The sequence below is a fragment of the Cytobacillus praedii genome (assembly GCF_001439605.1).
In the GTDB taxonomy this organism is placed as follows: Bacteria; Bacillota; Bacilli; order Bacillales; family Cytobacillaceae; genus Cytobacillus; species Cytobacillus praedii.
The window spans coordinates 58,522-80,945 of sequence record NZ_LMBX01000011.1 but is presented as its reverse complement, the minus strand read 5'-3'; the positions used below and the strand labels follow the sequence as shown (position 1 = coordinate 80,945).

At 37.4% G+C, this 22,424-nt stretch carries 25 protein-coding genes; 1 reads left to right on the top strand and 24 read right to left on the bottom strand.

Annotated elements, in window-relative coordinates; all coding sequences use genetic code 11:
• Positions 1 to 65: 65 nt before the first annotated feature.
• The 15 genes from ndk to ASU02_RS13305 all read right to left on the bottom strand — a co-directional run bounded on the left by ndk (position 66) and on the right by ASU02_RS13305 (position 13,648).
• The gene (gene ndk / locus ASU02_RS13375; RefSeq protein WP_057764376.1) at positions 66 to 512 is read right to left on the bottom strand and encodes a nucleoside-diphosphate kinase; all 447 of its coding nucleotides are present in this window, start codon (positions 510 to 512) and stop codon (positions 66 to 68) included.
• A 105-nt stretch (positions 513 to 617) separates the two neighbouring features.
• Positions 618 to 1,580, bottom strand: a complete 963-nt coding sequence (gene hepT / locus ASU02_RS13370) for a heptaprenyl diphosphate synthase component II (RefSeq protein WP_057764374.1) — start codon at positions 1,578 to 1,580, stop codon at positions 618 to 620.
• A gap of 96 nt (positions 1,581 to 1,676) precedes the next feature.
• Positions 1,677 to 2,384: a demethylmenaquinone methyltransferase gene (locus ASU02_RS13365; RefSeq protein WP_057764372.1), complete on the bottom strand. Its 708-nt coding sequence runs from the start codon at positions 2,382 to 2,384 to the stop codon at positions 1,677 to 1,679.
• 5 nt (positions 2,385 to 2,389) lie between these two features.
• Positions 2,390 to 3,202: a heptaprenyl diphosphate synthase component 1 gene (locus tag ASU02_RS13360; RefSeq protein ID WP_057764370.1), complete on the bottom strand. Its 813-nt coding sequence runs from the start codon at positions 3,200 to 3,202 to the stop codon at positions 2,390 to 2,392.
• A 202-nt stretch (positions 3,203 to 3,404) separates the two neighbouring features.
• Positions 3,405 to 3,641: a trp RNA-binding attenuation protein MtrB gene (gene mtrB / locus ASU02_RS13355; RefSeq protein ID WP_057764369.1), complete on the bottom strand. Its 237-nt coding sequence runs from the start codon at positions 3,639 to 3,641 to the stop codon at positions 3,405 to 3,407.
• Positions 3,642 to 3,880: 239 nt separating this feature from the next.
• Positions 3,881 to 4,447, bottom strand: coding sequence for a GTP cyclohydrolase I FolE (gene folE, locus ASU02_RS13350; protein ID WP_057764368.1), 567 nt, complete (start codon positions 4,445 to 4,447; stop codon positions 3,881 to 3,883).
• A gap of 475 nt (positions 4,448 to 4,922) precedes the next feature.
• Positions 4,923 to 5,195 carry an HU family DNA-binding protein gene (locus ASU02_RS13345; RefSeq protein ID WP_053476815.1) on the bottom strand — a complete coding sequence of 91 codons (273 nt, stop codon included), beginning with the start codon at positions 5,193 to 5,195 and terminating at the stop codon, positions 4,923 to 4,925.
• 412 nt (positions 5,196 to 5,607) lie between these two features.
• Positions 5,608 to 7,086 carry a stage IV sporulation protein A gene (gene spoIVA / locus ASU02_RS13340; protein WP_057764367.1) on the bottom strand — a complete coding sequence of 493 codons (1,479 nt, stop codon included), beginning with the start codon at positions 7,084 to 7,086 and terminating at the stop codon, positions 5,608 to 5,610.
• A 223-nt stretch (positions 7,087 to 7,309) separates the two neighbouring features.
• On the bottom strand, positions 7,310 to 8,023 hold the full coding sequence (locus ASU02_RS13335) for a hypothetical protein (protein ID WP_057764364.1): 714 nt from the start codon (positions 8,021 to 8,023) through the stop codon (positions 7,310 to 7,312).
• A gap of 66 nt (positions 8,024 to 8,089) precedes the next feature.
• Positions 8,090 to 8,290, bottom strand: coding sequence for a DUF2768 domain-containing protein (locus ASU02_RS13330; RefSeq protein ID WP_057764362.1), 201 nt, complete (start codon positions 8,288 to 8,290; stop codon positions 8,090 to 8,092).
• A 408-nt stretch (positions 8,291 to 8,698) separates the two neighbouring features.
• A complete protein-coding gene (locus ASU02_RS13325; RefSeq protein WP_057764360.1) occupies positions 8,699 to 9,739 on the bottom strand; it encodes an NAD(P)H-dependent glycerol-3-phosphate dehydrogenase in 1,041 nt (346 codons plus the stop codon).
• A 356-nt stretch (positions 9,740 to 10,095) separates the two neighbouring features.
• Positions 10,096 to 11,406: a ribosome biogenesis GTPase Der gene (der, locus tag ASU02_RS13320; protein WP_057764357.1), complete on the bottom strand. Its 1,311-nt coding sequence runs from the start codon at positions 11,404 to 11,406 to the stop codon at positions 10,096 to 10,098.
• Positions 11,407 to 11,964: 558 nt separating this feature from the next.
• Positions 11,965 to 12,150: a capping complex subunit for YIEGIA gene (locus tag ASU02_RS13315; protein WP_053476821.1), complete on the bottom strand. Its 186-nt coding sequence runs from the start codon at positions 12,148 to 12,150 to the stop codon at positions 11,965 to 11,967.
• Positions 12,150 to 13,043, bottom strand: coding sequence for a YIEGIA family protein (locus ASU02_RS13310; protein ID WP_057764356.1), 894 nt, complete (start codon positions 13,041 to 13,043; stop codon positions 12,150 to 12,152). Before ASU02_RS13310 ends, ASU02_RS13315 begins: the two co-directional genes overlap by 1 nt.
• A complete protein-coding gene (locus tag ASU02_RS13305; protein WP_057764353.1) occupies positions 13,040 to 13,648 on the bottom strand; it encodes a YphA family membrane protein in 609 nt (202 codons plus the stop codon). The genes ASU02_RS13310 and ASU02_RS13305 overlap by 4 nt, the downstream gene beginning before the upstream one ends.
• 128 nt (positions 13,649 to 13,776) lie before the next feature.
• Between ASU02_RS13305 and ASU02_RS25865 the strand changes: the two genes are divergently transcribed.
• A complete protein-coding gene (locus tag ASU02_RS25865; RefSeq protein WP_082631790.1) occupies positions 13,777 to 13,917 on the top strand; it encodes a YpzI family protein in 141 nt (46 codons plus the stop codon).
• Positions 13,918 to 14,277: 360 nt separating this feature from the next.
• Here ASU02_RS25865 and fni read toward each other — a convergent pair whose 3' ends face one another.
• The 9 genes from fni to prsW form a co-directional block, all read right to left on the bottom strand.
• Positions 14,278 to 15,327 (bottom strand): type 2 isopentenyl-diphosphate Delta-isomerase, encoded by a 1,050-nt coding sequence (fni, locus tag ASU02_RS13300; protein ID WP_057764352.1) that lies wholly within the window; start codon positions 15,325 to 15,327, stop codon positions 14,278 to 14,280.
• Between the two features lie 12 nt (positions 15,328 to 15,339).
• A complete protein-coding gene (gene rpsA, locus ASU02_RS13295) occupies positions 15,340 to 16,479 on the bottom strand; it encodes a 30S ribosomal protein S1 (RefSeq protein WP_057764350.1) in 1,140 nt (379 codons plus the stop codon).
• 149 nt (positions 16,480 to 16,628) lie between these two features.
• Entirely contained in the window at positions 16,629 to 17,210 is a 582-nt protein-coding gene (locus ASU02_RS13290) for a lysophospholipid acyltransferase family protein (RefSeq protein ID WP_057764348.1), read from the bottom strand.
• Between the two features lie 3 nt (positions 17,211 to 17,213).
• Positions 17,214 to 17,888, bottom strand: coding sequence for a (d)CMP kinase (gene cmk / locus ASU02_RS13285; RefSeq protein WP_057764346.1), 675 nt, complete (start codon positions 17,886 to 17,888; stop codon positions 17,214 to 17,216).
• 122 nt (positions 17,889 to 18,010) lie between these two features.
• Positions 18,011 to 18,190, bottom strand: coding sequence for a YpfB family protein (locus ASU02_RS13280; RefSeq protein ID WP_057764345.1), 180 nt, complete (start codon positions 18,188 to 18,190; stop codon positions 18,011 to 18,013).
• Between the two features lie 70 nt (positions 18,191 to 18,260).
• Positions 18,261 to 18,917, bottom strand: coding sequence for a flagellar brake protein (locus ASU02_RS13275; protein WP_057764502.1), 657 nt, complete (start codon positions 18,915 to 18,917; stop codon positions 18,261 to 18,263).
• Positions 18,918 to 19,023: 106 nt separating this feature from the next.
• Positions 19,024 to 20,373 carry a germination protein YpeB gene (gene ypeB / locus ASU02_RS13270; protein WP_057764343.1) on the bottom strand — a complete coding sequence of 450 codons (1,350 nt, stop codon included), beginning with the start codon at positions 20,371 to 20,373 and terminating at the stop codon, positions 19,024 to 19,026.
• Positions 20,374 to 20,387: 14 nt separating this feature from the next.
• Positions 20,388 to 21,245, bottom strand: coding sequence for a spore cortex-lytic enzyme (gene sleB, locus ASU02_RS13265; RefSeq protein WP_057764341.1), 858 nt, complete (start codon positions 21,243 to 21,245; stop codon positions 20,388 to 20,390).
• Between the two features lie 131 nt (positions 21,246 to 21,376).
• Complete coding sequence (gene prsW, locus ASU02_RS13260) at positions 21,377 to 22,048, bottom strand: glutamic-type intramembrane protease PrsW (RefSeq protein ID WP_057764339.1); 672 nt, start codon at positions 22,046 to 22,048, stop codon at positions 21,377 to 21,379.
• Positions 22,049 to 22,424 lie beyond the last annotated feature (376 nt).

Genomic DNA, 22,424 nt, shown 5'->3' with positions numbered 1-22,424 from the left:
ACGTATATAAACGACCTAAAAAGAAAAAAGCACTCGCTATAAGCAAGTGCTTTCAAACAGATCCATTAATTGATCCATTCATTCATTAGTTTAGCATATTCTACAAGTTCTTCCTCTTTAAAGAATAGACCGATTTCTCGCTCAGCACTTGCAGGTGAATCAGAACCATGAATGATGTTCTTACCAACTGTAACTCCAAAGTCACCCCTGATTGTTCCTGGTGCTGCATCTTTAGGATTAGTTGTTCCCATCATTTGACGTGCTGTTGCGATAACATTTTCACCTTCCCAAACCATTGCAAATACAGGTCCAGAAGTAATAAAGTCAACTAATTCACCAAAGAATGGGCGCTCTTTATGTTCACCGTAATGCTCTTCTGCAAGCGCTTGCGGAATGCTCATAAGCTTACCGCCTACAAGTTGAAACCCTTTCTTTTCAAAACGAGAGACAATCTCTCCAATTAAATTACGTTGAACACCATCAGGCTTTACCATTAAAAATGTTTTTTCCATGATCTCCACTCCTAAAACATATGTATAGTGAATTACCTAAGAAGACAACCCATGAAAATAGTAACATTTTTTTGATAATTTAGCAATATTTTCGGAAATCAGCGTTTAAAACTTCCGTTTACCAATCATATTAGCAATATCTCTTAGTGTTTTCTTTGCTCGATTATGAGGAAGTTCATTTAAGATTTCAAGCGCTTTATTTAAGTAATTGTCACTTACCTTCAATGACTTTTCAATTGCACCGGAATCCTTAATCAAGGAAATAATATGTTCTATTTCCTCACGCTCTGTCGCGGCATGTACCTTTTTAATCTTTTCGCGGATTTCCTCATTTTTCATTGCGAATAAAACAGGAAGTGTAATATTGCCTTGGTGGAGATCACCACCAGCTGGCTTTCCAAGCTGTTTCTCAGTACCAGTGAAATCAAGCACATCATCAATAATCTGATAGGACATTCCAACATAATAGCCAAATCGGTAAAGCTTTTTATGTACATCATCGGAAACATCAGCTGCAATCGCCCCTAGCTGACAGCTGACAGCAATTAAAATCGCTGTTTTTCTTTTTATCCGGCGAAAATAGTTACGTACATTTTGATCAAAATTATATTTATCTTTAATTTGCTCAATTTCACCAATACATAGCTCAACTAAAGTATTCGCTAAAATTTGATGAGCAAATGGCTTTTCAATCTTAGTCATTAACTCAAGCGCGCGTGCAAATATATAATCCCCCGTATACATTGCAATGCGATTATCCCATTTTGCCTTTATCGTAGGTTTGCCCCTTCTTAGTTCAGCATCATCAATGACATCATCATGAACAAGTGAGGCCATATGAATAAGTTCGAGCGATACAGCAACATTTTTTATTCTGCTGATATCATAATTTCCAAACTTTCCAGCTAGCAAAACAAAAACTGGGCGGATTCGTTTTCCCCCGGCTTTTAATAAATGCAAGGATGCTTGATGCAATAAAGGAGACTCTGCTTGAACTGTCTCCTCAAGTGCTTCTTCAATAATCGTTAAATCTGAATTCAAAAATGAATACATCATTTTTAACTTCATATCTATACTCACCCAGCTTATATCCTGTCTGCCGCTTCCATACATCATGTTATTATATGCACAAACATTCCTATGAAAAAGCATTCAGAAAAAATATTATTTTTCTTTTTTCCCTATATGAACAGCTGCTACTCCCCCAGTATATGGTTTATAGCTAACCTGATCAAAACCAGCATTTTCGAACATGCGGGCAAGCTCCTTCATTCCTGGGAAGTCTCGTGCAGATTCTTGCAGCCATGAATATTCTTTATAGCTTTTCGCGAATAGCTTCCCAAACATCGGCATAATAAAGCGGAAATAGAAGTAATATGCTTGTTTATAACCAATCATCGTTGGCTGGGATGTTTCAAGACAAACAGCCAATCCGCCCGGCTTTACAACTCGATGCATTTCTTTTAAGACTTGTAAATAATCCGGTACATTTCGCAGACCAAACCCGATGGTTACATAATCAAAAGTGTTATCAGGAAAAGGGAGTTCCATCGCATTTCCATGTACAAGCTTTACTTGTTTAAGATTCATTTCTTTTACTTTTTGTTCCCCGATTTTCAGCATATTTTTACTGAAATCTAAACCGATCACTTCACCTTTTTCACCAACTGCCTCAGCTAATGCAATTGTCCAATCAGCTGTTCCACAGCACACATCAAGAGCCTTCGATCCCTTTTGGACGTTCATTTTCTTCATTGTATCTTTACGCCATCTTAAGTGCTGCTGGAAGCTGATGACAGAATTCATTTTGTCATAATTCCCATATATTTTTTCGAATACATGATGGACACGTTCTTCTTTAGATTGCTGCATGCTGCTTACCCTTCTTCCACAAATGTATTTGCATAGGATTCATTCTTACTGAGTACAGACTGAATTCTCTTTACTAATAATTCGTCTATTATTGGGAACTTCATGTATTGCTTTTGAATGAGTTTTTTTGAAAAATCGATATAATGATCACAAATAGCAAGCAAATTATTATCTGTCTCATTAGAATTAAGACATTTATCATTTTTACCAGCTATATGTTTGATTGCTTCAAAAACAATTGACTTTCTTCCTTGCAGAAACAACTCTCTCTCAGCATTTAGCCTTTTAATGAATAAAAGATTGGCTGAAAAATCACTCCATTCCTTGTCATCCAAATAAGAAGCAACCTTTTCAAACAAAGAAGATTCAATCTTTTTAACATCATTCATTAACTCATCAAACGTATTAGCTGATTTTTGGTAGAGGGAAATTTTATGTTCATTTACCTCTTTTATCCCTTCAGCTAATGAATGAATCATTTCAATATCATCAATACCCGCAAGAATTTTATAATATAATCCGCTATAATATACACCAGCAAGTACAGTAAGCTGCCTAGACTTCAATTCTTCAGAATCAAGTTTGTGATTCGATACTAGCTCATGAGTATCAAGGGCAATTTGAATAAGCATGATTGTCAGGCAATATTTTTTCGCAGTTAATTCCGGGACACTCCCTTTATTAAAAAGTGAAAGAAGGAGCAAAAGCTTATCTTCATCGATTATGGGCTGTTCAATATGCTTAAGTAAATAAGGGTGCTTAATTTTTTCATTGATTTGCTCTTTCACATCTGCTAATTTAACCATCAAGTTTTGCATTCAATCACCCTTGTTTTCCCTGAGTTTTCTACTTCGTTTCAATAAGATTTCTATTTATATTTAAGGACAATAGACCCTTTACTAGTCTATTATTACGTATACATAAGGCAGAAATCATTATATCATATATTACATTTCAATGGCAGGGAATTTTCAAAGAAACCACGGCTTTGTGAGCATTTATTTACATATAACATGAAATTTATTTTTTTGATTCGCTTTCAACTTCTCCATAGGCGGTCATAATAGCTGCATTCCCTCTAATTTTTATTGCAGAAGTATGCTCAGTAAATTGAGCAATCATTACTTCTCCTTGATCAAGTTTCTCAGAATGATGAAATCTAGTATCTGACCCTCTTGTTAATCCAATCACATTTACGCCATCTTCTTTTGCTTTAATAATGACATACTCATTTCCCACTTGAATTTTATTCTCCATATAAACACCCTTTTGCAAATAGTGATTTGATTTTAGAAGTTGGCTGACCAAAAAAAATATGTGCTGTAACTCTTCTATGCAGGCACACCCTTTTGCGTGGCAGGCTGTATGCTGCCCTCAAGACGCTGAACATGCGATTAAATACTAAGGGGATACCTAGGAAGTACGACAGCATTTTTCAAGGATCTCGCCCCTCCCGCTGCAATCAACAAGTAATAATTAATATCCCGATTAAACAGTTAGAATTTAATTAATGAAAGCACTTCAGCACGTGCTCTTTCGTCATCCGCATAAACGCCTCTTACTGCAGTAGTCACTGTTTGTGAACCTGGCTTCTTCACACCGCGCATAGTCATACACATATGCTCTGCTTCTACTACAACCATAACTCCGTGCGGATCGAGCTTCTCTAAGATTGAATCTGCAATGGTTGATGTAATTCGTTCCTGCAGCTGTGGCCTTTTTGCTACTGCATCTACTGCTCTTGCCAGCTTACTTAATCCTGTTACCTTTCCGTTCCTTGGAATATAAGCAACGTGTGCTTTACCGTAAAACGGGACAAGATGATGTTCACACATAGAGTAAAAAGGAATATCCTTCACTAGTACCACTTCTTCATGGTCCTCGCCAAATACCGTTTCAAAATATTCCTTAGGATCTTGATTTAATCCTTGGAATACTTCCTCATACATTTTAGCAACTCTTTTTGGTGTATCGAGCAGACCCTCACGATTAGGATCCTCCCCGATTGCTTCTAATATTAAACGCACCGCATCCTCGATCTGCGCACGATTTACCTCTGCCATCATATATCCTCCTCAAGTTACAACTATCTAAATCTAACGTAATATGTCCATATTAGCATAATCATTTCGTTACTAGCAAAAAAAGAAATGCGGGGGCCTTTTTGCCCACAGGCGACTAGCATAAGATGAGCCGGCGTGGAGGTTCATCTTTACATCCATGCTGGTTCGTCTTTGACCTCGTGCCCCTAGCCCCTGGAGCTGGACAAAAAAAATTGCTGAAGCGGCTTGCTCACCTCCTATAAGTACAAGTCGAACTTCTCGGAAAGATGTTCTGTATCTTTCTGGAAGGATTGACTTGTAACCTCTATGATGGAATAGCGGAAGCTAGATATATACAATTTTTCTTCGAAAAAAATAAAAAAAGCAAATCACTTTAAAAAATCTTCTAGTATGTAAATGTTGTTTATTTAAAAGAAAAAACCGCGAGAATGTCGCGGTTTTTAGCTCAAGCAAAAGCTTTTAGCACATTATGTACTTATTTAACTGCATCTTTCAATGCTTTACCTGGTTTGAAAGCAGGTACTTTGCTTGCAGCGATTTCAATTTCTTCACCTGTTTGAGGGTTGCGTCCTTTACGAGCAGCACGCTCACGTACCTCAAAGTTTCCGAAACCAATTAGTTGAACTTTATCACCATTTTTTAAAGCATCTAAGATTGCATCAAAAACAGCATCAACTGCTTTAGTAGCGTCTTTCTTAGAAAGCTCACTGCTTTCAGCAACTGCATTAATTAGTTCTGTCTTATTCATGCCTTTCACCTCCTCCCAAAAATAGAAATGCTAAAAGCGTTTATACGCCCCTGAGTTAGATAATCTAACTTCAGAAAACCATACGTTCTAACATCTAAGAAGTATCTTACTTACATTTGTAAACAAATTTACTGATTTCTAAACGTTTTCATGTATTTTTGTTTAACATGCCCAATAATAAATCAAAAATGAAAAAATATCAATGCATTTGCATTAAAAAAAACCTTTAATACTAAGGGTTTAAGCACATTACATGTAATTCAGTTTAAAGATTATCACAATCATTTGCGGTTATCAAGAATATTTCATGCATTAATGGGAAACTTTTCATATATTTTGAAGAAAATATACGTTTATCCTTGATTTAAAGGGAAATTAAACAAGAAAAAGACCCCCAATGGAGTCCCTTTATTTATAAAATTATTGCAATTAATCCGCCTGAACCTTCGTTTATTATTCTTTCAAGCGTTTCTTTTAGTTTATACCGGGCATTTTCCGGCATCATCGCTAACTTCGCCTGAATTCCCTCTCTCACAATTGAGCTTAAGCTGCGTCCAAAAATATCAGAATTCCAAATAGATAACGGATCATCCTCAAAATCCTGCATCAAGTATCTGACAAGTTCCTCGCTCTGTTTTTCTGTTCCAATAATTGGCGAAAATTCTGATTCAACATCGACTTTAATCATATGAATGGAAGGAGCAACCGCCTTTAATCTAACACCAAATCTCGAGCCATGGCGAGTAATTTCCGGTTCATCCAAGCTCATATCAGAAAGTGATGGTGCCGCAATCCCATAACCTGTTTGTTTCACCATTTTCAAAGCATCAGAGATTTGATCATATTCTGTTTTTGCATGAGCGAAATCCTGCATAAGCTCAAGTAAATGATCTTTCCCTCTTATTTCTACCCCAACAATTTCTTTCAATACTTCATCATAAAGATCATCTGGAGCATACAAATCAATTTCCGCGACTCCCTGACCCATTTCAATCCCTGCTAAGCCAGCACGATCAATGAATTCGAAATCACTAAATTGATGCACAACTCGATCAACATCTCTTAGTCGCTTAATATCTTTAACCGTTTCTTTTACGGCTTCTTGATAGCTTTCTCTTAACCAATGATCTTCATGTAAAACCATAACCCAGCTTGGCAAATTCACATTCACCTCAAGCACAGGGAATTCATATAATGCTTCACGCATGACATTTAATACATCCGATTCCCTCATCCCTTCAACACTCATAGCTAAAACAGGAATATCATATTTTTCAGCTAATTCATTTCTAAGTGCTTCCGTATTAGGATGATGCGGCTGTACACTATTGATGACCATAATAAATGGCTTTCCTACTTCTTTAAGTTCATCAATTACTCTTCCTTCAGCTTCAAGGTAGTTGCTGCGCGGAATTTCACCAATTGTCCCATCCGTAGTAATAACAACACCAATTGTTGAATGTTCCTGAATGACTTTCCTTGTACCAATTTCCGCTGCCTCATGGAAGGGAATTGGTTCTTCGTACCATGGGGTATTGATCATTCTTGGACCATTTTCATCCTCATAGCCCTTTGCACCAGGTACAGTGTAGCCAACACAATCAACCAAGCGAATATTTACATCTAATCCCTCATCAACATGTACGGTAGCTGCCTGGTTTGGAACAAATTTCGGTTCAGTAGTCATGATTGTTTTACCGGCCGCACTTTGTGGGAGTTCATCCTGGGTGCGAGCGCGATCAGCTTCATTGCTCATATTCGGCAATACAACAAGCTCCATAAATTTTTTTATAAAAGTTGATTTGCCTGTCCGTACAGCTCCAACTACACCGAAATAGATATCACCACCAGTTCTTTCGGCAATATCTTTGAAAATATCTACCTTTTCCAAGTGATCCCCTCCTAAAATCTGTGGGATAAATTATCCTATCAATTACGTTTGGACATTATATGTTTATGATGTTGTCCTACTCCGTTATGACAGTTTTTTTTAATCACCCCGTTTGAAAATAAAACTAACATACTTTATTTCCCATTCATTACAGTTAAGTTTATAATCACAACGAAGAAAAAACCCTTCTCCTACAATATATTTTGCAGAAGAAGGGTTATGACTATTTCGCCAAAAAGATTGGCTGTTTCGTATTCTCGTCAATTGTATATGGCAATGAATAAGCGGGTACAAAGGCTGAATCTTCAACAAGTATCCCTCTGATATCTTCACCTGGCTTAAAATTCATTTTTTTTGTTTTTACTGCTTCAAAAAGATCACTTGTATAATCAACATATACCTCCCCATCACCTGTTACAACAAATGGCAGTGGAAGTCCTGTGTATGGGCTTTTAGCTGTTGGATCTTCTTTATATCCCAATTTGCTAAAGTCCAATGAAAATACATGGTCAGCAATTTGTTCTTTATATGGCGGATACCCTTGAGTTTTTATACGCAGTTTAATGTCACGTATTGTTTCAGCCATTCTCAAATCAAAAATTTTAACTGTTGGGTTTGTTTCTACATCAACAAGGACATATTGAAATATGCCCCCGGATTCAAATGCATTTCCTGGTGGTTCCGCCATATACTTTGGAACGACCATTTTAAAATCAATTGGATATTTTTGATAGATAGGAGTCGTTTGATCCCTCGTTTTAATTGGAAGAAGTCCTCCCGTATCCTCTTTATAATTATCAATTACTGATTGAACAGCTTGAATCTGGTCCTCGTATGGGATTTGATTTTCTGCAAGTCTTTCTTTAGGATACATACATCCTGATAATACTGAAATAATTAATAGGAGCAAAGAAAGAAGCCGTAATTCTTTTTTCAACCGAATCAATCCTTTTTGGCTATGTATTTATTGTACTTTTATAAAACGGCCACAGTATTTCCTTATCTACTCAGGGGTGGGACCGCTAAAGACAACAAGAAATATAATAATTCCTGATACAATCATTAAGATATAGGCAACTAAAGCGGTAATAAATTTAAAAACCCCACCTAATTTATAACGACTAAAAAATATCAGTATTATGGCCAAAAACATAAACCCCATAGACGCAAGTGATATCCACATTTTCATTAATGATGGTGACATGATTTCAACTCCTTTTTCCGAGAAGTATTATATCATATCCCCATGACGATTGGCACCTAAAGTAAAACTTCAAACAGCAAGGATTCCTTCATCCACTATAGATTATTAGTTGAACCAATCTGGATTACATGTGCTGTTTTATCCCTAAATTAGAATGTTCTCCCCCACTTCTTAAGGGGAGTTCTGCTGCCCATCATCTAAGAAATTAGAAATTTTTGCCCTAAAATACTCTTAACGAAAAAAAAGCTAAGTTAAAGAGGGGCAATTCTTTAACTTAGCCTGTGACTAAATAACCCTAAAACCCTGTTCAATTCACCAGTTTGCTTCGATGCATTGTATGCAAATTGTTTCTCTTGCGTATCCTCGAATGCCCATATTTCAAATAAATATTTGTATTGATACTCATTTTTATATATCCAGAACGTTTGTAAGGTCATCCATTTCATCTTTTTTCCCACGAGCCATCAGGCTGTCAACTGCATCTTTTGCATTTACATTATTAAATAGGACGTCATAAAGAGCATCTGCGATCGGCATGTTGACTTCATATTTCACTGCGAGTTGCTTTGCAGCCTTTGTAGTTCTAACTCCTTCAACGACCATTCCCATATTATCCAAGACCTCTTGAAGGTTCTGGCCTTTCCCAAGCAAATGACCCGCTCTCCAATTGCGGGAATGGACACTCGTGCAGGTTACAATTAAATCGCCTATTCCTGTTAACCCTGAGAAAGTTAAAGGACTTGCCCCCATTTTCATTCCTAAGCGGGCAATTTCAGCTAAACCACGTGTAATTAATGCAGCCTTGGCGTTATCTCCATAGCCTAAGCCATCCGTAATTCCCGCTGCCAGAGCAATAATATTTTTAAGTGCTCCCCCGATTTCAACACCAACTATGTCTGGATTTGTATATACTCGGAAATTATTATTAATAAATAAATCTTGAACTTGATCCGCAGCTGCCATATTTTTTGAGGAAACAGTGACTGTTGTTGGGTGCCTTAAGCTTACCTCTTCCGCATGGCTTGGTCCTGAAAGTACAACTACGCTTGCTAAAAGGTTTGCAGGCATTTCTTCTTCAATCATTTCAGATATGCGCAACAGCGTATCTGGTTCAATCCCTTTACTCACGTGGACAACAGTCAGAGGTTCTTTTCTAATGGCGCTAATTTTGCCAATTACTTCCCTAATTGCTTTCGTAGGAACCGCAAGAATAATTGTATTAACCCCAAATAAGGCTTCCTCCATAGAAGCAAAGCCTGTAATTCCTTCTGGCAGGAGGATATCTGGCAGGTATTTCTTATTAATATGGTGTTCATTTATTTCCTTAATTTGTTCAGGGTTATGTCCCCAGAGCTTTACTTCATGATTATTATCTGCTAACACCATTGCTAAAGCAGTTCCCCAACTGCCAGCACCAATGACAGCAATGCTTTCTCTTTTCCGCTCCATTAGATCACACTACCTTTAAATGATATTGTCTATCTAGCACGGCTTGTCTTATGCCTTGTAGCATTGTAGCCTTGTTGCCCCTGTGCAAGCCACATTCGCTTTTCTCTGTCCAGCTACAGCAGCTAGGGGGCTCGAGGTCATAAGNCCATTCCATCATAGAGGTAATTTACAACCTCCATGCCGGCTTGTCTTATGCTTGTCGCCCCTGGGCAAGCTGCTTTCGCTTTTCTCTGTCCAGCTGCAGCAGCTAGGGGCTCGAGGTCATAAGCCATTCCATCATAGAGGTAAANTTACAACCTCCATGCCGGCTTGTCTTATGCTTGTCGCCCCTGGGCAAGCTGCTTTCACTTTTCTAATTATTTTCTCTCTCTCGCGAAAATCTTAATCGGGGTTCCTTCGAAACCGAAAGCATCTCTAATTCTATTTTCTAAGAATCGCTCATAGGAGAAATGCAGAAGTTCTGGATCATTTACAAACACGACAAAAGCAGGTGGCTTTACAGCTACTTGTGTTGCATAATATATTCTTAGACGTTTTCCTTTATCTGTCGGAGTTGGATTCATAGCCACCGCGTCCATAATGACATCATTTAACACACTAGTTTCTACACGCAGTGCATGATTTTCACTAGCTTTATTAATCATTGGAATCAAGGTATGAATACGTTTTTTAGTTTTTGCGGATAAGAAAACAATTGGAGCATAGTCAAGAAATAAGAAGTGCTCACGAATTTTTTGTTCAAATTCTTTCATCGTCTTCTCGTCTTTTTCGACAGCATCCCACTTATTCACAACAATAACGACTGCTCTGCCCGCTTCATGCGCATACCCAGCGATACGCTTATCCTGCTCAATGATGCCTTCCTCTCCATCGATAACAACGAGAACGACATCTGAACGTTCAATTGCTCTTAACGCTCGTAGAACACTATATTTTTCTGTTGTCTCATAAACTTTTCCCTTTTTACGCATACCAGCTGTATCAATGATGACATATTGATCTCCATTAAACTTCAGCTCGGAATCAATCGCATCTCTTGTCGTGCCTGCAATGTTACTTACAATCACTCGATCTTCACCAAGAATCGCATTAACAAGAGAAGATTTTCCTACATTCGGACGACCAATTAAAGAAAACTTAATCACATCATCATCATAATCCTTTTGACCAGATTTCGGAAAATGCTTGGCTGCTTCATCAAGTAAATCACCAAGTCCTAAGCCGTGAGAACCTGAGATAGGGAATGGTTCACCGAATCCTAAGGCATAGAAATCGTAAATTTGATCTTTCATTTCCGGATTATCAATTTTATTTACCCCAAGTACTACAGGCTTTTTTGCTTTATAAAGGATTTTTGCTACCTCTTCATCTGCAGATGTTACCCCTTCTCTTCCGTTTGTAAGAAAGATAATTACATCTGCTTCATCAATTGCAATCTCTGCCTGCTGGCGAATTTGCTCTAGGAAAGGCTCATCCCCTATATCGATTCCACCTGTATCAATAATATTAAATTCATGTGTTAACCATTCCCCTGAACTGTATATACGATCCCTTGTAACACCAGGAATATCTTCAACAATTGAAATTCGAGAACCTACAATTCTGTTAAAAATCGTTGATTTTCCAACGTTTGGACGTCCGACAATTGCCACTACTGGTTTTGCCATGAACATCACCCCTTTACCTTTATTTCTTTCAAACATTACTTAAACATTCGAATATATCTAACCTGCAGCTTAAGAACGTACAAAAGCAATTCTTTTAAGAAATGCGCAAGCGCCTTGATCGGGAGGTGCTGGAGCTAGACAATTCTCTAACTCTAAAGTTGCACTCTTTCTTATTTTATAAAATAAACCCTTCTTAAATAGAAGGGCCTAACTTCATTATATTATCAAAGCAGTACCTTCCAAGCAAGAACAAATGCGCAGGCGCCATAGGAACATTCGAAATACCGATTGATCCTGCAATGATTGCTCGATAAGGGCTGCCCTTTGTTCCCACTCCTTTCAAGCACAAGCCGTGCCTCACTGAAAGATTCCCTTTACCTATAGTGAGAGGTTTGGCTCGTGAACTCGAACGGTTAAATGCTTCTCCCAAATGATGACCTTTAACTCATGCAATGTAAATGCTCTTGAAGCATTCCTTGTCGAGGCAGGCCAGCTGATTACACATTAATGACAACTTAAAATTACTTTCTCCTTAATCGCACAAATTTAGCTGAATGGTTAATGTTTAACGATCACATACAATTCTTCATTTAATGCGTGGGCAATACCGTCAAGAATAGCTTCCAGATTTGCGGCAATTGATTCCATTTCTTCTTTGTTTTCACAAGAGAATACCGTTGCACCACTTGGCACCTTAGAAGGATTTGTCGTAATAACAGCTAGAATATATTTTTCCAGAACCATCACGTTTGACTCCTTTCTTCTGAAGCATTCCTTTCTGTTGGCATACGGATCGCATTTTCTAAGGTCGGTACAGCCCCGATTATCTTTAAAGCCTTAGCGATATTTTTCTCCTGCGGTAAGACAAACACACCTACTCTCCCATCATTTAAATCTCTTTTAGCGAGAGGCACAAGTGCAGGTGTTCCTGAATCCCGGTATACACCCAAAGCAGTCGACACATCATGGAGAATCGCTTGTCTCTGCCCTAAATTGGCAATGGTTGAACGAGCATTAAAATTCTTAGGTTTAAGTATAAATCCCATTCCATATTTTAAAACTTCTTCTTGCCTTTGCGGAAGTCCGATGTTCATTATATAAATATTATCAACATATAAACCTGCACCATCAAAGCGAGGTTTAATATATTCAACGTCTACAATATCACCTATTTTGCCCCCGGACATAAGCACTCTTGAGATAATTAGCGCAATCACTGCAAAGATGAGACCCACCCAAATATTGAATAATAAATAACCAAGAACACTGACAAGGGAAGTAAAAATGACCAGATAATTTCGGCTTTCAAAAGCAATAGCTATGCCTTCGATATACGTCTTTCCTCTAGGTACCATTTCGTAGCTATCTAACTCAGTTAATGTATTTCTCTCCATATTCCTTACCTCTCGAAATTGGGAAGCTGCTAATGTTAGAAAAGTAATCGCTGTAAATTCTTCATTAAGGATAGATGGAATGGCAACTGATCCAAGACCAGCTGCTATAAAACCAAGTGCCGTATGAATAATTTTCCCATGAAGATAAGTTGGATACTGGCGATAGTCAGTCCTTAGCATATATATTCTTGTTAATGTGCCAATGGTGATCCCGAATATAATCGGTAATGTATATTCATTCATGATAGTTTTTGTTTCTCCCTTTCCAGTTGATTAAAATGTCTTTCATAGAATGAAGCTAATAATTCAATCCCATTCCATAAAACAATGAGCATAATTGAAAGTGAAAGGACATCTAAGAATGTCAGTGAAGCAATTACATGCGGAAATGAATATTTACTTAATATAAGTGCATACAAAAACTCACCTTGGATTGCACCAAGCAAGACGATATACATTCGATAGATTTTCTTCTCTTGTAATACAAGTGACATGATCAGAAGTATAGCTGCAAGCATCCAATTGCGCGGAAAAATAAGCCATACTGGGTCAAATAGCGAAAATAAGTGGAAACATACATATGCAAGCATAATAATAAAGGAACAAATAAAGAAATAAATCATCTTTTTCCAGTCTAAACTTGAGCAAAAGTAACCTAATGGAATGCACAGGAATAGACCGGCAATCGATAAATCAAAATTGATTACTGTTACCGTGTATGGAGAGACAATAATTAATAATAAAAGAAACAATGATAGCATGAATCTAGATTGGCCATTCTTCTTCATAAAAAAGGTTGTTATTATCCAAAAAAACCACGATACCCAATAAAAGGTTAATCCTTCCAAAACACTCACCTCCTACTATTCCCATTATGGCTGTCTACTATGTACTTTAATCTATAACTAAAGAAATAAATAAATTTAGGATTAAATTTCTCATGCTCGTCTCATGTTATAAAGAGGGAGGTGTTTTTATGGGAAAAGATCGTCAGGAGAGAAAATTACAACAAAGTAAAAGGGTGGAATCAGATCGTGATCAAGCCCTTCATTATCCTGGAGCTACGAAAATGCAAAGCCCTGAAGAGGCAAGAGACTTGAATAATAATAAACGATAAGAACAAATGCAAAATCGCCTTCGGAACAATCACAACCTTGATTGTTCCGAAGGCGATTATTCTTAAAAGCTTCCTTGTTGCTCACTCCCGACAAGCATAAGTCGAGCATTACGAGAAATGGATGTACTTTACCTTATTATGTGGATTGGGTTAGAGTCGAGCCCTTAAGCAGTAAATAATCAAGCTTATGACTTCAGAGTTAGCTACAACTCAACCTGGTTTGCATTGTCGGCACTTATTCTCTGTATACGTCATGGCAAGCGATGGAAATAACTCATACAAACTGTTTCCATAAGGGTTACAAATTGTTATTGTTACAAAAAAAAGTTCTCGCACTATGCGAGAACTTTTTTTTGCAGATTATCTTTGGCTGAATTGCTTCGTATCAATATTTCTTTCATTTAACCAATGGTGGGTCTTTCCAGAAATAATAATCGGGACTAGTTGAAGCTCCTTTATATTCCTTGCACCAAGCGCAGTCATCATCATGGCAATTTCTTCATGTAGAAGGTGAAGCTCTTCAATAAGAGCATTCACTCCCTCTTTCATAAGGATTTTTAAGAAATAGCCAGCCACACCAACAGCATCCGCTCCAAGAGCAATGGCCTTTGCTATATCCAAGCTATTCTGCAGCCCGCCCGAGCCTAACACCGATAAATCTTTACCCGTAGCTTTTGCTTCAGCAATAGATACAGTGGTTGGAATTCCCCAATCATTAAAAAAGGAAAATGCACTTTCCCGGCGATTATTTTCAATCATAGCAAAATTTGTGCCGCCAAACCCCCCCACATCAACTGCAGACACACCAATTGATAGGAGCTTTGCTACTGTTTCTTTATTCATACCAAAGCCAACTTCTTTTACAATAATTGGGACATTTAAACTTTTTACAATATCCTCAATCCGAGAAAGAGCAGAGCAAAAATCCCGATCTCCTTCAGGCATTGTCAACTCTTGGACAACATTTAAGTGAATTTGGAGCGCATTTGCTTCAATCATATCAACCGCTGTTTTTGCTTGGTCAATTGTTGCCTCACTTCCTAAATTTCCAATCACAATTCCATCCGGATAGGTTGTTCGTATTACTCGATAGGACTCCGCTTCTGCTGGGTCCTTTAGTGCAGACATTTGTGAGCCGACAGAAATCGCCATCCCCAGTTCTTTAGCAGCAACAGCAAGGTCACGATTGATATTTAGCGTACGATCCCCTCCGCCTCCAGTCATTGCATTGATAAAAATTGGCGAACTTACGGAAAGTTCGCCAATTTTTGTGTCCAGCTTGACCTGCTCTAAAGAAGTATTTGGCAAGCTTTGATGGATAAAGGTAATATCCTCAAAGCCAGCTTTTCTATCCTGCCCAGTTGCTAGAGCAAGACGTATATGATCCCATTTTCTTTTTGATCTAGACACCATCTATCACCATTATTTTTTCAAATTCTTTAATTGATCCCCAATCATTTCTCCTAGCTGGAATCCTTTTGATTCCTCTGGCAGCTCGTAATCAATTACATATTCTTGTTCTCTTTCTTGCAATTCTTTAATACTTAAGGATAATCGCTGATCTTGTTCATTTACATCCAGAACCTTCACCTGAACTTCCTGGCCCTCTTTTAATACTTCATGTGGTGTTCCAATATGTTTATGAGAGATTTGCGAGATATGAACTAAGCCTTCTACACCAGGGAATAGTTCAACAAATGCACCATAGGAAACTAATCGTTTTACAACACCGTTAAGCGAGCTTCCTTTTGGAGCTTTCTCAGCAATATTGCTCCACGGTCCAGGCAATGTTTCTTTTATGGATAAAGAAATTCTTTCATTGTCACGGTCAATACTCAACACTTTCACTTGAACCTTTTGTCCTTCTTCAACAACTTCTGATGGTTTGTCAACATGTTCATATGAAAGCTGTGAAATATGGACAAGCCCGTCGATTCCGCCAATGTCAACAAACGCGCCAAAATCAGTTATTCTTTGAACGGTTCCTTCAATGACTTGACCCGCTTTCAATGAGTCAAGTATTTGATGTTTTTGCTTTCCTTTTTCCTCTTCTACAACTGCACGATGAGAAAGGATTAAACGGTTTTTATCTTTTTCTAATTCTACGATCTTAAATGTCATCGTTTTCCCTTTATATTCAGAGAAATCTTCAACAAAAAATGCTTCAACAAGTGATGCTGGAACAAATCCGCGTACACCTAAATCAACAACAAGTCCACCTTTAACAACATCTTTAATTTCTGCTTCAAAAATCTCGCCATTATTAAATTTCTCTTCAAGCTCCTGCCAAGATTTTTCCGCATCTACTTTACGCTTTGATAAGATTAATGCTTCTTCTTCCACTTTTAAAACTTCAAGGTCAAGCTGATCACCAACTGCAACTGCATCACTAGCTTTTTCAACATGAAGGCTTGATAGCTCACTGATTGGAATAATGCCATCCAATTTGCTGTCACTAATATCAATGATGACTTGTTTCTCTTCCACTTTTGTAACAAGGCCAGAAACCTTATCGCCAACTTCGAAATTTCTCACATCTACTTGATTCATCTCTTCTGACATATGTATTCCTCCTAATTTAAAATGCGAAAAGTGATTTAGTTAGATGCTTAAGCTACATAACATCCTAACTGTTATACACCTATTCTATTTTAAAAAAATGCCTTTTAATTAACTTCTTACAAACGACTTCTTTTGTCAAGCAAGAAGGCCTAGCGATGCTCGTCAATCAATCTGCGAATTTCACCCATAATTATTTCTGTTGTCTCTTCAGCAGAAGCCTTTCTTTCACGTAAATTTTCCATGTTTATCGGTTTTCCATAGACTACCTTTAACTTTTTAAAAGCCTTATAAGGGCCAATAATTGCACAAGGGACAATAGCTGCTTCTGTTCGCAGCGCAAAAAAGCCTGCACCTGCTAATCCTTTTTTTAATTCGCCAGTTTGGCTTCGTGTTCCTTCTGGAAACAGTCCTAAAACATGGCCTTCTTTTAAAACAGCAAGTCCTTTTCTTAGTGCCTCTCGGTCACTCATTCCCCTTTTAACAGGAAATGCATTTAAATGCGGGACGAGCTTTCCAAGTATGGGAACACTAAAAAGTTCTTCCTTAGCCATAAAATGTACAGGCCTTGGGGCATTGATGCCAACAACAGGAGGATCAAAATTGTGAATATGGTTTGAACAGAGCAGGACACCGCCTTCTTTTGGAAAATGCTCTCTCCCAATTACTTCAAATCGATAGATAGGTTTCAATACCCCATATACAACCGATTTTGCAAAAGAGTAAAACGTCACGATTCATCCGATCCTTTCATTAGCCAGGTTCATAATTTTTTCTACAACCTGTTCAATCGATAATGATGTTGTATCAATTTCAACAGCGTCCTCTGCTTTTTTTAATGGAGCCACTTCACGTTCTGAATCCAACTTGTCTCTTAAAGAAATCTCTTCCTTTAATTTCTCCAAATCAGACGAAAACCCTTTTTGGATATTCTCATTATGTCTGCGAATCGCCCTTTCCTCCACAGAAGCTAATAAGAAGGCCTTCACTTCTGCATTAGGCAGCACATGTGTGCCGATGTCTCTTCCATCCATAACAACACCGCCATTTACTGAAAAGCTTTGCTGTCTTCTGACCATTTCTTCTCTAACCAGTTTATGTTTAGCAGCAATGGACACAGAATTCGTTACTTCAGATGTTCTGATTTCATTAGTTACATCCTTCCCATCTAGGTAAATGAATTGACCATCCTTTCCAGGCTGCAGTTCAATAACCGTATCATTTAATATTTTTATTAGCTCGTTTTCATCTTCTAAGTTACTATTGTTTAAGATTGCTTTATACGTCAATGCCCTGTACATAGCCCCTGTATCAATATAAATATAAGAAAGTTTTTCTGCTACGATTTTTGCAACTGTACTTTTCCCGGCTGCTGCTGGTCCATCAATTGCAATTGAAATTTTATTCTTCATAGTGCCTCCTAAAATAGCCTTGATGCTCTATTTTTGTTTTTATTTTAACATATGATGATACAAAATGAGCCTTTTAATCTTTACTTAAAAATAAAAAGTAAGCAGACAATTTGCCTGCTTACTTATTTCCCTTTAAATGTTTCAAGCAATTCCATGAAATTATTATCTGTCACACCTTCATACTGGCTGATTTGATTTAATTCCGGAAAAGCATTCAATTTGTGAAAAAATATTTGTGTAACAATTAGAAATAAACATTGTATAATGGCAATCTTCACTAGAATTCTTTCAAATGTCTTCATCACAATCGCTCCGCTTTTTGTACTTTACGATTAGTATGCGATTATTTTGAAAAAATTATTCCTTACTTTTTTATTCTAACCCTTTTTTCTTATACGCGAGCTGTCTATCAAAACAAAACCGAAGCAGCATTTGGCGGTCACTAGGGGTAGTATCTACAAATTGGACAGAAGCGACAGACTTAGAATCCTTTTTCTCCAGCACTCTAACTATTTTGCTCTTCAACTTTAAATAATGAATTTCTCCATTTTGCATTGGCAATACAAACAAGTTTTGTACCATCATATTTGGTTTGATAACAGATGAATTTTGGCAGATAATCGCTGCTCCACCAGCACTAATATCCTCTGTAATAGATATCATTGGAGAAAATTCCATATGTATAGGATGCATGGCAACATCCACAGCTGTTTCCACTCTGACAAATTGTCTCCGCTGTATTCTAACTAATTGTTCTTCACCAGGATATGAAAGAACAATCATAGGAATCATCTGTTTCACCCTGCTAAGGACTTCCGTTTCAAATAAATACACCGATCCATCCTCAGAAACAAATGTCCCCTTTAACTGCGTGCCATCCATCAAAAATACCGTTCTATTCGTATCCATATTAATTGGGTAGTCGATATATATTTTGCTCTCTGACTTTTCAACAATCTTACATTTATATTTTTCAGTTTTTTCAGAATGACTAGGTTCTAACAATAATACATCACCAATATTAATCATGCAGACCACACTTTCCTCTTCAAAAGGTTCATCTTGATACTTAATTATGACATGGATACACTGTTTTGTCATTCATATAAAAAGGAAAAGCCAAGTGGCTTTTCCTTTAGACAACATCCTCAAATATTTGTTCTGCATTTTTCAGTTTTTCTACTCGTTCTTCATTGCCATTGTCTGCATTTATAAACACACGATACGTATCATCCCCTAATGTGCCAAGGAACTCATAGCACAGAACTTCTTGATTTATATCATTTATTATTACTGCCATACCTTCTTCCATGACCTTCACTTGGGGATTGATTTTTGAACGTGCATCTTCTTTTGTTATTGCAGGTTTAGGGATATCACGAACATGATGAGCTCTCAAATAATCCTCTGCTGAAAAACCCAATAACTTTCCATTGTCCAATGCTATTTTTATCTTTATAGAATCTGGATAAATTCTAATGTTATTTTCGTTCGTAACGAATGTAAATACACCTACATTATCATATTGTGAACTTTCGAATAAATCCAAGCTTTCGAACTCATTTTCTTTCAAAAATTGTATCGCTTTTTTACTGGCATCATTCAAACTGATCGCTTGTTTTTTCACATCTCTTGCAAGGATATACCAGATGGGATACCCACCTTTTTTGGTGATATCCATACTTGCTTCATTCTTTGTTTTTTTGTCTTGTACTGTGACACTGAAGAAGCCATATTTCGATCCATCTCCATTTTCAGTTACCTTTACATTCACATTGTTACCGAAGGCAGCATATTTTTTCGCAATATTCTCTGCTTCTCTTTTTGTAATTTCTTTGCCTTCAAGGTATTTGAAATTTTCGTCCTTTTTCTGCATATTTACAAATGCAGGTCCAAAATCTGTCTCTCCATAGCCATCAACAGTTTTTTCTACTGTTTTAAACCCGTCAATAATAGTATTGTCTGCAGGTTGAGAGTCTGTTGCCAATGCCATTTCCACGTCCATCCAGCGAAGATTATTTTTAAGCACCATATGCTGGACTTTCCTTAAATCCTGCTGAATCTCCCCAGCCTGTGAATACAATTTCTTTAAGGATTGGTATTCCTTATTAGACAGAGGCTCCTTATCTAAATCCCTTACTGCTGTCTTATAACTAAAGTCCCCAATGTTTGCAAGAAATTCCTCAGTCTTATTAAAAGGCAGCAAGGTTAATGGAAGCTGCCCAACATTTGAATGTGCCTCTGATGTTAGTTTCCAAACATCAGCCAATGCTGGTGATAAGGAATTTCGTGAATTCATTGCTAATGTTGTCCCAATCTTGTCATGTAAAACAGCTATTTGATAGGTTAAATCATGAAAGGCTCGTTGATAATTATTTTCTGCATTAATCAGAATTGCATTCTTTTCTCGATGCTCTTGGTACCCCCAATAAGCCGTTCCTGCAACACCTAATGTTAGTACACCAATTAATATTCCTCTTAGCAAAGTTCTTCACCTCTCTATTTACAGAAAATATGTTTCCCGATCTGCTTTATTTGCGGACGGGACCAAATCCATCCGCTAGTAGCTGTGTCAGGATTAAAATAATAAATGGCGTTTCCTGTTGGATCCCATCCATTTAATGCATCCAGAACGGCTTTCTTAGCTGTTTCATTCGGTGTTAGCCATATTTGTCCGTCCGCTACAGCCGTAAATGCACGCGGTTCAAAAATAACGCCTGAAACAGTATTGGGAAAGGAAGCACTATCTACACGATTTAAAATGACTGCAGCAACAGCTACCTGACCTGTATATGGTTCTCCCCTCGCTTCTCCATAAACAGCATTCGCCATTAATTGGATATCATTTTGAGAAAACCCATTAGGGATGTTAGTTGCTGTTGGTTTTTGTTCCGCTTTTTGCCCGCCACTATTGTTGTTTGCAGGTGCCTTCGGCTTCTGTGCCGTTTGTCCTGCTGGCTTTTTCTGCTTTTCTAAATCCACTCCCCCATAATGAGTAAATTTATTTCCTTTATTTATTTGTTCTTTCACAAATTCCTTATTGTATTTCGACGCATCTACAAGCTTTTTCTTCGTTTTTCCCCCTGCCATTCCATCAATATCTAGCCCGAATTCATATTGAAAATTCCTTAGAGCCCAATACGTTCCCCATCCGAACACCCCGTCAATCTTCCCGTTATAAAATCCAAGATATTGCAGCCTTGACTGAAGTTCAATTACATCATCCCCTACAGCGCCTTGTTGAATGACTTGATTTGTAAAGGCCGTTACCTTCCTATCATTTCCGCTGATAGGCACAAACAACATGCAGAGAGAAATGATTAAAATTACTTTCGATATAAACAAATTCTTTTTCATGGAATTGTAACCTCCAAAGGAAATCTTTATCTCATTATCTCTATATTTTGTAGTAACTAACTTTTTATGCAATGATACTAGTTATTATTGTGTAATAAAAAAACTCTCCATTTTTTACAATGAAGAGTTTTTTAATAATGAAACTGATTTTCTATATGTTTGGTATTTAAAGCTCGTGCCATTTTTACCTTCCTTAAGCCTAGCCACCAAAGGAAAATCATGAATGGAAACATAATGAACATCCAGTTCTTTTGCGTTATTAAAATAAAATCATACGTTCCATGAAGAATAAACGGAAAAAATAATGATAAAAAGATCCATTTGACTTTTTTGGTTGCTGTAAATTTCCCTTTTCCGATATAATAACCCATAATGACACCAAATAAGGCATGACTGGATACTGGTAAAAGTGCTCTTCCTATAGCATGGTCCAACCCGTGGGCAATAAGGTAAAAAATATTTTCTAATGTTGCAAAACCTAATGAAACAGATGCTCCATAGACAATTCCATCATATGGTTCATCAAACTCTACATGCTGGTACACAGCATAAAATAAAATAAACCACTTAAAAAATTCTTCCAGCATACTGGCTGAGAGGAAAGCATTTATAAAGCTTGATTGAATCAAGTTTTCTGTCTCAAGTACATACTGAATAAACGCGATTGGAAAAACAAGCAGCGCGCCGAAAAAAAAGGTTTTGAACACCATTGAAATGGGCTCAGAGCTATATTGGTCCTTCAAATAAAAGTAGCTTAATAATGCAAGTCCTGGAGCAATCCCTGCAGATAATATTCCAAGCATGAGCTGCCCTCATTTCGATTTTGTTTTCTTTAATCGTAACATGATATGTAAAGATTGAAAATGGTTTTTCAAAATATGGAATTGAAATGTGAAAAGTCCCCCATATAGTGATAGTGATGGATGGAGTGGAGTGGAGGATTCCATAATCTGTATCCAAGCCTCTTTGGGATAAAAATCATTGTTCACAGCTGCCAGCACATTATAATGACTGAGAAAAAACACAATGAGTGATATCGATTCGATTTTGAATTATCATTGCAAGGGAGCCAAAACTGCATTTGGCACCTGATACTCACCTAAAACTTCCGCTTTTAAGCGTGAAATAGTACCGCTGTCGAAGTCTTTCTTGTGAAACAAGACAGTTACCTAAAATCAA